This window comes from bacterium, from assembly GCA_008933615.1.
GTDB lineage: Bacteria > CLD3 > CLD3 > SB21 > SB21 > SB21.
Genome location: WBUR01000031.1, coordinates 20564 through 35026 on the forward strand (window position 1 = coordinate 20564; position 14463 = coordinate 35026).

The 14463-nt window shown below is 43.4% G+C and carries 10 protein-coding genes and 1 other RNA gene; 3 read left to right on the plus strand and 8 right to left on the minus strand.

Features of this window, described 5'->3' with window-relative positions; translation table 11 throughout:
• Window position 1 precedes the first annotated feature (1 nt).
• From F9K33_11910 to F9K33_11945, 8 genes are all read right to left on the minus strand, one after another.
• A complete protein-coding gene (locus F9K33_11910; protein ID KAB2878750.1) occupies window positions 2-1027 on the minus strand; it encodes a VWA domain-containing protein in 1026 nt (341 codons plus the stop codon).
• 507 nt (window positions 1028-1534) lie between these two features.
• Window positions 1535-2464, minus strand: a complete 930-nt coding sequence (locus F9K33_11915) for a M28 family peptidase (protein ID KAB2878751.1) — start codon at window positions 2462-2464, stop codon at window positions 1535-1537.
• 13 nt (window positions 2465-2477) lie between these two features.
• Window positions 2478-3308, minus strand: a complete 831-nt coding sequence (locus F9K33_11920; GenBank protein ID KAB2878752.1) for a GTP cyclohydrolase I FolE2 — start codon at window positions 3306-3308, stop codon at window positions 2478-2480.
• A gap of 106 nt (window positions 3309-3414) precedes the next feature.
• Entirely contained in the window at window positions 3415-4971 is a 1557-nt protein-coding gene (locus F9K33_11925; GenBank protein ID KAB2878753.1) for an Rne/Rng family ribonuclease, read from the minus strand.
• 299 nt (window positions 4972-5270) lie between these two features.
• Window positions 5271-6806, minus strand: a complete 1536-nt coding sequence (locus F9K33_11930) for a DUF4301 family protein (GenBank protein ID KAB2878754.1) — start codon at window positions 6804-6806, stop codon at window positions 5271-5273.
• 4 nt (window positions 6807-6810) lie between these two features.
• Entirely contained in the window at window positions 6811-8313 is a 1503-nt protein-coding gene (locus F9K33_11935) for a leucyl aminopeptidase (GenBank protein KAB2878755.1), read from the minus strand.
• Between the two features lie 55 nt (window positions 8314-8368).
• Window positions 8369-9358, minus strand: coding sequence for a bifunctional oligoribonuclease/PAP phosphatase NrnA (locus F9K33_11940; protein ID KAB2878756.1), 990 nt, complete (start codon window positions 9356-9358; stop codon window positions 8369-8371).
• A 30-nt stretch (window positions 9359-9388) separates the two neighbouring features.
• Window positions 9389-10672, minus strand: a complete 1284-nt coding sequence (locus F9K33_11945; protein ID KAB2878757.1) for an FAD-binding oxidoreductase — start codon at window positions 10670-10672, stop codon at window positions 9389-9391.
• A 280-nt stretch (window positions 10673-10952) separates the two neighbouring features.
• Here F9K33_11945 and F9K33_11950 point away from each other — a divergent pair, with 280 nt between their 5' ends.
• The 3 genes from F9K33_11950 to rnpB all read left to right on the plus strand — a co-directional run bounded on the left by F9K33_11950 (window position 10953) and on the right by rnpB (window position 14356).
• The gene (locus F9K33_11950) at window positions 10953-12008 is read left to right on the plus strand and encodes an outer membrane beta-barrel protein (protein KAB2878758.1); all 1056 of its coding nucleotides are present in this window, start codon (window positions 10953-10955) and stop codon (window positions 12006-12008) included.
• 24 nt (window positions 12009-12032) lie between these two features.
• Window positions 12033-13817, plus strand: coding sequence for a M28 family peptidase (locus F9K33_11955; protein ID KAB2878759.1), 1785 nt, complete (start codon window positions 12033-12035; stop codon window positions 13815-13817).
• A gap of 81 nt (window positions 13818-13898) precedes the next feature.
• An RNA gene (gene rnpB, locus F9K33_11960) (RNase P RNA component class A) lies at window positions 13899-14356 on the plus strand.
• Window positions 14357-14463 lie beyond the last annotated feature (107 nt).

Consider the following 14463-nt stretch of genomic DNA (forward strand, 5'->3'; position numbering starts at 1 on the left):
ATTAGTCTTTAATTATTTTTCGGCGATGTATCACGAGGTCCATACACAAAGAGACAACGGCAAGAAGCAGGAACCATTGATATCTGTTTTCAAACTCAGTAAACTGATAGTCGGAATTTTCAGATTTTTCCAGTTTGGAAATCTCCTGATATATTTTTTTGACTTCAAGCTCGTTGGTTGATGCGGCATAGTATGCGCCGCCGGACTCACTTGCCAACTGACTTACGAAACCCTCTTCAAGTTTAGTTGTAATAACCGAACCGTTACTTTTCTTAAAATCTTTGACGGTTCCTGTTTCATCATAGATCGGTATGGGAGCGGCATTAGTCGTTCCGACACCGACAACAAAAATTTTGATGTTTTGTTTCTTCAAGTTCTCAAGCAGGCTGTAGGATTCAGGGTTATGGTCTTCGCCGTCAGAAAAAATGACCGCCGCTTTTCCGGCTGTAGACGTTGATTCATCGCCTGATTTACGCGGGAATGCTTGTGCGATCACGTCGAGGGCCTCAGCAAAATCTGTTCCGGCGGATGTCGTGGTATTGACGGTAACGGCATCAAGAAACATCCTCACGGCGCTGTAGTCGGTGGTCATTGGGCATTGGATAAATGCCTGTCCTGCAAAAATAACCAGAGCGACTCGATCACCTCGCAGTTGGTCAAGGAATGTAGCAATTTCATGCTTGGCCTTTTCGAGGCGGCTGGGCTTGATATCTTCTGCATTCATAGAGGTGGATACATCTAAAGCAAATACGATATCCACTCCGCTGATTTTCACTTGTTCATATTTCGTGCCGACTTCAAATCCTATCATCGCAAGCGTTATCATGATAAAACAGGTGAGCATGAGATAGGACTTAAAGTAATCTTTGACAGAACTGAAAGAAGAAAGCAGCTTTTCGATAAGGTTACTATCTGCAATTTGCAGAAGAAGTTTTTTTCTTTTCCGTGCCTGATAAAGCATCATAAATACCAGCAGCGGAATGAGTAACAATAGAAAAGCAAAATAGGGATAGGCTGATCTGATCATGAGTTAATATACTCAGAAGTTAGAAAATTTGCAAAATGAAACTAACCCATAACCGGGGCATTTGAAAGAATAATCGGCTAGCGAAATATCTAAAAAATCGGGTACTATTCTAAGTTATTGCGCTGCGGATTTGCTGCAAGAGAGAAATTTTAGCATCTTTTGTGCATTAAATCACATTTTGGAAAAAAAACACTTGTATATTTATCCGTTGGAATTTATTATTAAATATAATTCTTTAGTTCATTTTGGTAGTAGAAAACCTTAATAAAAAGGTAGGGGGCATTCTAAATGGCTGACTCTAAACCAAAAGAAAATAGGGGCGATCTTGGAGCACTCGTCTTGATGTTTGTTATATCCTGCGTGATTCTCGGGCTTCTTTTTTATTTCCTCTAAGACACCTGTTTCATATACCGAATTATATACCTGTTTACATTAGAGTAACACGAACGTGCCGGATGATGACAATCGGATGTTCGAATGTTTTTTTTTTGCTGATTTACGGAGATACTACTCGCTGTATAGCACTTCAACAAGTACGTCGCCGATCTGCTGCAGGCTTTCCGCGCTGCATTTATCAGGAGTATCGGATAGGGTATGATGATAACGGTTGCCGGCATCGGGATAATTGAAATCGATAATGTTAATACATGGTATGCCGATGCGCAAAAGGGGAATGTGGTCGTCAAACACGTCCGCTTCTATCGATGTACGAAATGCCGGTTTTTTTAATTTCTTAGCCTTATCCCACACCTTGTTTACAACATCTTTTGCTTGGTTATATGAATTTTTTTCAATCGGGATATCCAAATTCTTATCGCCGACCATATCCAACAAAATTCCATAGGCCGGCCAGTAGGTCTTGTTGTTTTTTGCAAAATACTCGGAACCGATACAATAGGGATTCAAACTATCGGGAAAAAGTTCTCCATTATGTTCTCCATAATCCTCAAGATCCCACAAAATAATATCAACTCCGATATCCAACGGGTTTTCTTTCAGAATTTTTGCCATTTCAAGTAGAACGGCTACACCGGAAGCGCCGTCATTAGCGCCCAGAATCGGTTTATCGTGGTTAGATGAATCGGGATCTTTATCAGCCCATGGGCGCGTGTCCCAATGTGCGCATAAGAGAACGCGTTTTTTACTTTTGGGTTGTAAATTGATCGACGCGATAATATTCGTTCCGTTGAGCTTCACCGAAGTATCCTTTTTGTCGACGTAAACGAAATTCTGGTGATCAACGCGTTCACAATACTTCTTAAGTTCTTCCGTTAAAAACTGCAGGCATTGTTTGTGACCTTCGGAATTGGGATTGCGCGGTCCGAACGAACACTGTTTTTCGATGTACCGCATCGCGGACTCGCCGTCAAAAGGTGGTTTTGAGCACGACGTAAGCATGGACAAAAGCGCAATTAAGATTACTAAATAGAAAGGCATTTTAACTCCTGAGTTACGAAACGGATTCGGCTAAAACAGCGTGTACGTGCCGGCTGCTCTTCACAGATTTCTTATCCACCTCAATAAACGCATAGGCGTCATGATTATGAATACTCTCGAAATTGGTTACTTCGACGCTAAACCATGTGATTGGATCCACTTCAGATAAAGAAAGAGCAATGTCCCTGACAAGATCTTCAACAAAAACCGGATTCTCATATGCCCGCTCAGTTACAAATTTTTCATCTTCGCGTTTGAGTAATGCAAAGATTTCACAACTGGAAGTTTTTTCAATGCGGTTGATTATATCTTCAAAATCCATAGACATGTTATTTGCAAAACGTGTATGCACCCGAACCAGGCCCCGTTGATTATGCGCGCCATATTCACTGATGGACTTGGAACACGGGCACAACGTTGTAACAGGAACGTCAACGGTTAAAGTCATCTGATCCGATTCGGCAGACTCACAGAGAATTGAAATCGCATAATTCATAAAGCTTTTTGTTCGTGTTACCGGCGCCTCTTTTTCAACGAAATAGGGGAATGTTATTTTTAAATAGGCCGTTTCGGATTCCAGTTCTTTTTTCATACCGGCGATTATTTGAAATACTGTTTCAAGCGAAATACAATCTTTGTTCTCGTTCATTATTTCGACAAAACGGCTCATGTGCGTGCCTTTTTGGTCGTGAGGCAGATTCACATACATCTCGAAAGTGCCAACGGTTCGCTGCAGATTACCCGAATAATTGGACACGGTGATTGGATATTGAATATTTTTAATACCGACTCTGTTTATAGGTAATTGCCTGAAATCGCTTTTGCTTTGTGTATCTTCAATCATAATATAACTTTCTTCAGTGATTATTCATGCGTGGGATTCGGAAAATATCCCATTCTGCCTTAATTTATCAACCATGCTTTCCAGTTGTGGAGGCCTCAACTAATGCTTAAACGGCGTAATTGTCCGTAACATCTTCGTCTTTAAAGGTCAAAACACGAAATTCGTCCATACGCATTTCTTCTTCACCGATGAGGTCGGCGAAAATAAAATACTTCCATTTCATTTTCTTTATTTTGATTTCGAGTTGATCGACGACGTCAGGATGAACCATGAACTGCAATCTGGAAATAAATTTATGGTCTTTTTTGTAGCGTCGAACCCATCGATCGATCTTGTTGTGCAATGTCGTACGATTCCCGACGCGGCCTGATCCGGCGCAGGCGGGACAGGGTTCGCTCAAAGAAAACAATATACTCGGGCGTATACGTTCGCGCGTCAATTCGATCAGACCGTACTCATCCATCGGCAGAATACTGAATTTGGCCCGGTCCTTCCGCAGTTCGCGTTTGATTTCCTCAAAAAGCTTTTTCTTATTTCGCTCGTCGCGTAAATCAATAAAATCGATGACGATCAATCCGCCGATATCCCGCAAACGAAGTTGCCGAACGGTTTCTCGCGCAGCGATCATGTTTACGGCCATGGAGTTGTCTTCATAGGATCCGCGACCCATAAATTTTCCACTATTTACATCGACCGAAACAAGCGCTTCCGTATGCTCGATAATGATATACCCGCCATTCTTGGTCATCACTTTTTTCTCAATGCTTTGCTGTATATCCTGCTCGATATTATAATGGTCGAAAATCGGTTTCCTGTCTCCGTAATACTCGATGCGGTCCTGCAACTGAGGGGTTGTGACAGAAATATAATTGCTGATAGAGCGGAATAGCTTTTTGTCGTCAACAAGCACGCGGGTCACGTCGTTTGAAAACAGATCCCGGATGATGCTCGACACCATCTCCATATCTTTATAGACCAGCGAGGGCGCAGCCATGGACTTGGCCTTTTTATCAACGTCATACCAAGTGTCGAGAGAATTCTGAATGTCGTTGCGCAGAATTTCTTCTTCCTTATTTTCAGAATTCGTACGTATGATTAATCCAAATCCGGCCGGTTTTACGTCACGGGCTAATTTCTTTAATCTCTTTCTTTCGTGTACATTTTGAATCTTCCGCGAAATGCCGATCATTTGAGACGGTTCATTGGGAATCAGAACGGTAAAACGGCCGGGAATTGAAATTTCCGAAGTAACACGCGCGCCTTTATTGTAGATAGGCTCTTTGATGATCTGTACGAGAATCTCCTGACCCGTTTTCAGAAAACGGCCGCCGCTGTCGTGATTATGTATGACTTTGATCTGATGGATCTCGCTTCCCGGGGCCACTTCGACATCGTCCGATTCATCGTCGTCAGCCATCGCGGCGTATTCGTGGGTATTGTCGCCGATGTCGGAGAAGTGCAGGAAAGCATCCTGCTTCATGCCGATATGAACAAAAGCCGCTTTCATGCCCGGCAGGACTTTGGCTACACGTCCTTTGTAAATGTCGCCGACCATGCGTTCTTTTTCGGGTCGCTCGACAAAAATTTCTACTAAACGTCCTTCTTCGACAATGGCGATGCGTGATTCCGCCGCAGTAGAATTGATGAGAATCTCTTTTTTCATGAATTTCCTATTCTGTACGAATAGGCAGAAAGGCTGGGTTTGTATTTAAATACAAAATTGTATTTATAAAACCCGCATTCCGCAGTGGGCGCGGAATGGATACAAAGAGCAATTTATATAGTATTATGGCGTTTGCCATTGATAAAATTGTGTCAGCCTCAGGCTGACGGCTTTGTAATTTAAAAAATTTCTGCCTAATTCGAAATTAGTTGACAATTTATTCTAATGAATCATTCAAACCAAAAGTTGATCAGCGTAGTAACCTCTTAAGGCGAAAATAAAGGAATACGCATTGAAAATCAAGGCTTTTGTTGATGTTCAGGCCGTAAAAGGTCATTGACTGTCTTTACCGGGTTAAATGTGATAAGCGGAACCTCCACAAAAATCGTGTTCCAATAAGCCATCGCGCCATTCCATAAGCCGGGTAGTTCCATCGCTTTAATCGGCTTTCCGTCTTTTGATTTTATAGAAATGAAGCCGGTTTCAGGGTCAGCAAATTGTCTCAGATCAAAGTTTTCACCCTTATAATCGCGAACACCACATACCAGATCCACCGGATTGAAATGCGTAGATGATTCCATAATGCGTTTTTGTTCGTCTGACTTAACATCAATCTGCGTTTTTTCAACTATCTGTAATGAGACGGCTCCGTTTTTTTCACGTATCCAGAAAGGCCCGCCTCCGGGTTCTCCCTGGTTTTTCACCATACCGCAAATGCGGATAGGCCGATCCAATTTATCGAACAGAATTTCAGTCTGTTTAATGGCCGGCAATTTGTCAAAATTCGTAGGAAATGCAATGGACAACTTTTTTTTAGAGAAAATAAAAGCGTCGTTGATTTCAGTTTCAGATAGATTGTCTTCGGAAATTTTCTGAAGATAATGGAACACCTGATTTTGCAATTGGATGAGGTAACCGCCCAGAAGTTTTTTATACAGATAGGTTGTCTCCTTGAGACGGTCAGGTACCACATTATCGATATTTTTGATGAAGACAATGTCGCCGTTAAGATCGTTCAGATTTTCCAACAGCGCGCCGTGTCCCGCCGGCCGGAAATAGAGATTACCGTCCTCACTGCGAACGGGTTTATCCTGCATATCAACTGCGATAGTATCCGTAGATTTTTTTTGTTCCGAAAACGTAATCTCCAATTTGCCGTTTGTTTTTTCATAACGGGGTAATACGGATTGGATCAGCGCGTTGCATAAATCGCGATGCTCAGAGGATATGGTAAAGTGTATACGAGCGGTCTGCTGTGCATCCCTCGCATAGGAAAGCGCTTCTACTAAATGTTCCTCCAAAGCGGTTCGTGAATGATCCGGATAACGATGAAATTTGATCAGGGCTTTGGGCAACGCGCTATAATTCGGGCCGCTTTCGGTGAGAGTTAATCGCATAATCTCGTCATAGCGTTTCTCATTGACGAGTTGTTTTAAGTTTCGAATATCTTCGTGAAAAGCAAACTTATCGATATTCTGTATAAAATCAAGACAAGCATTGACATCCGGATCGTCCGTTGTTTCGCTTATAAGGAACTCCCGGAATTGTTCGTATTGATTGCAGACCGTGGTGAGCGAATGGAACATGCGGGTTGCGGCGCCGGAGGCAGGAACAAATTTCATGACACGGCCGCGGGATGCGGCTTGATTGAAAAGCACGATCAGCGAATCGAATTGTTGCGGATCAATCGTTAACAGCCCGTCACCCATGGTGCAAGGACGAACGAGCGTGATAAATGGAAATCCGGTCTTGAAGAATTCGATTTGGGCGAGAACTTTTTCTTTTGAAATTCCCGAGTCGGATAATTGCCGCAGATCCTGAGCAGAGAAAGTCATGGAGTTACCATTTTCGTAAAGCTTCGACCAAAAGCCTTACACCAAATCCTGTCGAAGAGACGCGCGCCGTGTAGGGAAGTTCTTCTTCGCTGTTGGCTGTCCCGGCAATATCCAGATGCACCCATGGATAATCGCCGACAAAGTGCTTCAAAAAAGCCGCCGCGGTGATGGCGCCTGCAGGGCGGCCGCCAACATTTTTTATGTCTGCTATATGGCTTTTGACCTGTTTGTCAAATTCTTTCCACATCGGAAGTTCCCAGACCTTTTCAGACGTAAATTTGGAGGCATCCATAAGCCGGCTCTTTATATTGGCGTCGTTCCCCATCATGCCCGCACCTGCATAGCCGAGTGCAATCACGCAGTGTCCGGTTAATGTCGCAAGGTCTATGATCGCTTCCGGTTTGTATTTTTGTGCATAGGCAAGCGCGTCGGCCAGGATCAGGCGCCCTTCGGCATCGGTGTTTAAAACTTCAACCGTCTTGCCCGAATACATCGTCAACACATCGCCCGGTTTGAATGCTTTACTGCCGAGAAGATTTTCCGATGAAGGAACGATGCCAACGACGTGCAGAGGCAGTTTCAGATGCGCAATGGCCTGTATGGCGCCAATCACCGCTGCACCGCCGCACATATCAAATTTCATTCGGTCCATATCTGCAGCGGGTTTGATGGATATGCCGCCCGCGTCAAAAGTTAGCCCTTTTCCAACCAGTACGATCGGTTTTTTATTTTTAGCTTTAGTGCCGGCGTATTCCATGATAATCATACGTGGCGGCTCGCTGCTTCCCTGCGCCACGCCGAGTATTCCGCCCATCTTAAGCAAGGCTAATTTCTTTTCATCAAAGATCTGAATCTTAATTTTATTTTTTCTGCACATTTGCGCGGTACGAATTGCCAGCTCCCTTGGCGTTAGTTCATTACCCGGAGCATTCGCCAGATCGCGGGTGAAACTCACCGCATCGCAGATAACCGTTGCAGCGCGAACGCCCTGATGAACTCGTTCGCTTGGCGATACGTAGGTAATAAGTGTTAATTCCTCCAGCCGGCTTAATTTTGCTTTTTTGTCAGTCTGGTGTTTATCATAACGGTAATCGGCAAGCAGAGCGCCTTCTACCACCGCCTGTGCGAGACCCGATTCGTCAAACTGTTCAGAAACCAGATGCGACGGGAATATCAATGATATCTTTTCAATCCCGATGGCATTTGCCGTCTTCACCGCTTTGGCTGCGGATTTTCTGAAAGTATCCCATTCAAGGTCTTTGGTTTCGCCTAATCCGACCAAGGCGATTCTCTTGCTTTTAGTTTTGTTATTGCCGTGTAAGACGTAGATCGATTCCTCTTCGGCGCCGAATTCCTTACTTTTCATTAGGTCTTTAAATAACGTACCGAAGATCTCATCGAGTTCATTTAACCAAGGGTTTGTTTCATCATTTTTTGTTAAGAAGACGCACGTCAGTTCCGATTTCCAAAGCTTGAGTTTGGAGTGTTTAGCATGAATAACCATCATTCAATTCCTTTAAGGTGAATTTCGGTGGGCAAATAGACAGCAGAGAATATATGAACTACTTGGCGTACTTAGCCGAGTAATATTTTTTTACTTTGTCTACCATATCGGCCATGGTCGGTTCAAACGGGGTCTTCAGCGTAATGCCGGACGCATTCTTGTGTCCGCCTCCGCCGAATTGTTTAGCGAATGACTGAACATCTACATTTCCTTTGGATCGTAGACTAACCTTTGTGAAACCTTCCGGGGTTTCGTAGAACAGGATTCCAAGGTTGGATTTTTCGATTTTAAGTGTATAGTCGACAAATCCTTCGGTGTCACTGCGCTGGGCGGTGGTTTCGCTAAAATCCGAAGATTTCAGGTAGGTCCAATTAATGCCGCCGTCGCATTCCGGCTTGATATGGGCTAACGCCCGGCCTAATAATTTCATAACGCCGCTGTTGCCTTGCTCGAAAACTTCCGCGTAGATGTCATTCGGTTTAACGCCTAATTTCATCAGTTCCGCCGCAATGAGATGCGTGGCGGGCCGGGTGGCGTTAAAACGGAAATTGCCCGTATCGGTGATGAGCGCTGTGTAGAGGGCTTGTGCGATTTTCAAATTAGGTTTGCCCTTGAAATGTTTGATGAAATTGTATATCAACTCAGCAGTTGCCGGTGATTTTTCGTCAACGCAATTAAGGTGTCCCAAGCCGTCATTATCTAAATGATGATCGATGCAAATGCGTTTAGCCGGCGAGGCCATAACGGCCTGCTGCATGCGGTCGAGGCGTTTAGAAACGCTAATGTCCAGGACCATGATCACGTCTGCCTTTTTGATCACGGAATCATGTTTTTTGGGATCGTAGGTTTCGATTTCGTTTTTTGTATTCAGAAAACGATATTGTTTTGGAACCGGGCTTGTATTGATAATGCGTGGTTTCTTCTTCATCATCTTCAAAAATGTATACATCGCAACTTCACTGCCAAGACCGTCCCCGTCGGGATTGAGGTGTGTGGTCAAAACAAAACTCTTAGATGTTTTTACCAATCGCTCGATCTTTTTGAACATATGACTCAAGTCCTTCTGTTTGTTCAGAATTTAAATTACATTTTTTTCCACGGTCAGATCGCCTTCGGCAAATCGGGAAAAACGCACAGGGTGGAGATCAAATGTCTCTGATTTGCCTTTGACAATGAGTTCTGCGGCAGCCTGACCGGCTGCGGGAGCGTGCATAAGGCCATGGCCGCTGAATCCGCCAGCAATGATAAAATTGTTATAATTGGGGACACGGTCTAAAATACTGTGATGATCGGGCGTGGTCTCGTATAATCCCGCCCACGTACCCGGATATTTAGTTTTGATCTCGGCGTTTTCCAAGTAGGGCATGACTTCGAGCGCGGTCATGAGCATAGTATCGAGAAATTCATTATCAATCGTTTCATCGTATCCCGGCTTTTCATTGTTATTAGCTAAACCGATCAAAAGACCGTTGCCTTCCTTATGCATATACATTCCTGTCGTGACGTCCACTACCATTGGGAATGCATCGGACATAAAATCCAACGCGCCCGTCGTGGTAATCATGCGCCGCAACGGCTCAATTGGAATTTCTACGTCGACGAAAGCGCCGATTTCTTTTGCAAAGGGCCCTGCCGCATTTACAACATAGTCGCAGGCAATTGCGCCTTGCGGGGTAACGACGTGTGTGATCTTTCCGTCTGATCCTTTGAGTCCTGTGCACGGCATGTCGGTCTCAAATTCAATATTCATTTTCCGTGATTTTTTGAAATAAGCGTCTACCATCATGTACGGGTCAACCAGGCCGTCTTTCGCCCCAAAAGTTCCGCCTAAGACTTTTTCCAATCCGTAATTCGGAGCCAATTTTGAAATTTCGTCTTTGCTCACAAAACGAACGTCAACACCGTATTTTTTCTGTATTTCCATATTTCTCAAATACTGTGCCTTTTGCTCCTCTGTTTTTACAACAAAAAGGTAGCCGCATTGGACGAATTGTATACCGTATTCTGCGTCCAGTTTTTCAAACTCATGGATGCTATAATGACTCATGTGAATATTGATCGGAGTGGAAAATTGAGCACGCACTCCACCCGCGCATTTTGCAGTGGCGCCCGTTCCGATCATTTTTTCTTTTTCAATGACCAATACATTAGTGCAACCCATGTCGCCTAAGTGACTCGCCACGCTGACCCCGATGCATCCTGCGCCTATGACAACCACATCATATTTCGACTTCATTTCAAATCCTGTAAGTAGTTTAAATTGAACAGTTAAAGTTGTGAGTTGCTCGATTTGGCCTATTCTAAGTTTGAGACAGCAGCGGCGCCGTTGTGTGCTGTAGAACTCTAAACGAGCGCTTGTCATAGAATAGGTTAAAATAAAGCCTACTCGTGAAACCAATAGCAATAAAATTTAGTTAACAACGGGGTGAAATGCAACCCTTTTATATTATTAGCTTACGAAGGAAATTTCGGGTGAACCGGGTCGGATTGAGTAACAAATGTTTGTGATTTTGTCGAAATTATGTTACTTTAGCAACAATTGATGTCGAATCCGGTGCGAAAATGGGTAAGTGCAAAACGACCATGATTAGTTATCAAAGATATTTATAAATCACTTTATCAATCTTATTAAGAGGTATTCGATGAAAAAGTTCAGTATTCTTATTTTGCTTTTTTGCAGTGTGGGTGTTTTTGCACAATCGAAGAATGAAAATAGCGCCGTCGCAGTCCTGGAATTCCAAAAAACAGGAGCGATTACCAGTGACGATGTTCAAACATTGACTAATCGTTTTCGCGCCATGCTGTTTCAGACAAAGACATTCAATGTCGTAGAACGCCAGAAAATGAAGGAAATTCTTAAAGAGCAGGAATTTATTCTGTCGGACGAGTGCAGTACGAATGAATGCGCAGTTCAGGTTGGCCAATTGCTCGGCGTGGAATACATGATTGCCGGCGACATCGGCCTGATAGGCGACACGTATACGATCGACCTGAGGATGATCGAAGTAAGAACGGGTCAGCTTGTGCAAACTCATAGCAAAGATTATGACGGTAAAATAGCCGGATTGCTGGAGATCATGAAACAAATTGCCAACTCCTTTTCTCAGTTTAAAAAAGACGCAGCTAAAATGAAATCAGATGAACAAAAATCGGCCGTATCATCCGTTACAACCGAAAAGGATAAACAAGAGGTCAAAACGGAAATAAAAACAGAATCCGGTTCGAATGCATCAAAAAGTACATCGAAAAATTTTGCTTTCAGACTTTTGTTCGGCAGTGCGAATCCAACCGGCAAATTTAAAAGTGATTGGGAAGAAAAGGCCGGATCTAATTTCATGATCAGCTGCAGTTATTATTTTACACCTAAAGTTCAATTAGGAATTGATTTTGGAGCTCAATCTTTTAAGAACGGTGTTAAAACGGTTCCGCTCATGATCACAGGCCGGTATTACACTATATCCCGAAAATTTACGAATTACGTGTCTCTGGGTTTAGGTACCGCAAAATTTACAGAAGACGGTTACGGCAAAAATTTTATTTCAGGTAAAATAGGAACGGGTATTGGTTATAAAATCACTAAAAAACTCAGCGCGGAGATGTCGTTGGATTTTATGAGCCTTGGCTCAAAAGATGAATTTGGATACAACACTACTTCCACGCAATTTGGTTTAGGACTCAATTACAATCTGGCATTCTAATTTAAAAAACTAACCGGAGTTATCATGTTACAAAGTCGTTTTCTGATTCTGGCGGCTGTTTTAGCGCTTTCGTGTAATACGAAACGAAACGAGTTTTCAAATCCGGAAATCACGCAGGCGGAAATCAAATATCATGTGGAGTTTCTTGCTTCGGATTCGCTTAGGGGAAGGGCCTCGGGAGCAGAAGGCAACAATATTGCCGCAAAACATTTAGCCGACGAATTCAAAAACTACGGTTTAAAACCCGCAGGCGATGATAACAAATATTTTCAATCGTTTGAAATTGTAACCGGGTTAAAAGCCGGTGAAAAGAATGAAGTGTCGTTTGGAAACAAGAAATTTGAATTAGAAAAGCATTTCCGTCCTCTGGCGTTTTCTGCAGATACCGGTTCGGAAGGCCAACTTGTTTTTGCAGGCTATGGTATTTCATCTTCGGATACGAAGTATGATGACTTTGAAAAAGTTACGGTAAAAGATAAAATTGTTTTGATTTTTCGGTATACGCCCGAAGGCGATAATCCGCACAGTCATTTTAACAATCATGCGCCCCTTAGGAAAAAAGTAGGTCTGGCTGCGGAAAAAGGAGCCAAGGGCGTTTTGGTCGTCACCGGTTTCGAAGACGGTGAGGACGATTTGATCAGACTTCAATACGAAATCGGCCATGGAAATTATGGAATTCCTGCAATGAGTATTAGCCGTGAGGCGGCTATGGAAATTTTGGGCTATTCAGAGCCGCAATTTCGCGATCTACAAAGGAATATTAACAATTCAAAGAAACCGAATTCATTTGAAACCGCATCAACCGTCAAATTGAGTTCGGAAGTGCTAGTAGAGCGTTCACAAACTCAAAATGTGGCAGGCTGGCTTGAAGGAACGGATCCGGAATTGAAAAAGGAATACGTAATTATCGGAGCTCATTTTGATCATCTGGGGATGGGCGGAAGCAATTCGATGTATCGGGGTGAGCCTGCAATTCATAACGGAGCCGATGATAATGCGTCTGGAACTACAGCCTTATTGGAATTAGCGCAAAAATTGTCTACTCAAAAATTGAGGCGCAGTTTGCTTTTTATAGGTTTTACAGGCGAGGAAATGGGACTGATCGGATCAAAATATTTTGCCGAACATCCGACGACTGATTTGACGCAAGCGGTGACGATGTTTAATTTTGACATGGTCGGCCGTCTTAAGGAAAATCAATTGATCATTCACGGAATGGGAACGTCACCCCATTTTACGCAAATGATAAACGATCAAAACAAGACATATAATTTTGCTTTAACATTGAAACAGGACGGAAACGGACCAAGCGATTTTGCTACGTTCTATCAGAAAGACATGCCTGTCATTGCTTATTTTACAAATCTGCATGCGGATTATCATAAACCGTCGGATGATGCAGATAAAATTAATCTTGAGGGCGAAGAGCGCATTATAAAAATGGCTTTCGAGACCATTGTTGCGATCGCCAATGCCGACAAGCGCCCGGAGTTTACGAAAGTTAAAGGTGAATCTGAAAGACCCATGACGGGTTTTCGCGCTACGCTTGGCATCGTACCGAATTATGCGGACGATACAGAAGGGCTGAAGATAGATGATGTGAACCCCGGACAGGCCGGGGACCATGCCGGAATCAAGAAAGGCGATATTTTGGTCAAATTTGGACCGAAAACTATCAAAAATGTTTACGATTATACGTATGCTCTTGGGGAACACAAAGCCGGCGACAAAGTTGATATTATCGTACAACGTGGCGGTAAGGAAATCAAATTGCAGGCCGTTTTGCAGAAATCCAAGAGACAAAACTGAAGCATACGCGCCTTCAAAAAGGCATAAAGAAGATACAAAGTATCATTCTAGTTTCATTATTTGAAGATATTTGTTCTTTGAAAAAGCAGACAGATAATCGTCTTGTTCCGACTAGTCGGAGCAAGAAGGAAAGTCCGAACTCCGCAAGGCAAGGCGCCGTCAGAGTTCCGACCGATCGGGGCAATGACGGGTATTTATCCTGTAAGGGGTAGATAACGGAAAGTGGAACAGAAAAGATACCGTCCCGCATTCTGCGGGATAAGGGTGAAATCGTGCGGTAAGAGCGCACGCGCTGCGGCAGTAATGCTGCTTTATGCTAAACCCCGCCTGGAGCAAGATCAAATAAGAAGGTGTGTGCGCCTGGAGCGCATATAGAGCCGCCTGCTCGATTCGAAAGAGCATCTTCGGGTAGATCGCATGCGTTTCGGAATTAGATCTTCGGATTTAATTTCAGATCGGCATCCGCTTTTGGCGGAAGATAAATGATTATCACCGGCCTCCGGTCGGAACAGAATTCGGCTTACCGTCTGCTTTTTTATTTTATATAAAATAAGTCTTTATAAATATTTGCGGAATGTTTTTGCTTTTAACATAACAATAATATATATTCTGCCCGTTCGTAAGCGGTCACGAATTAAAACCCTTA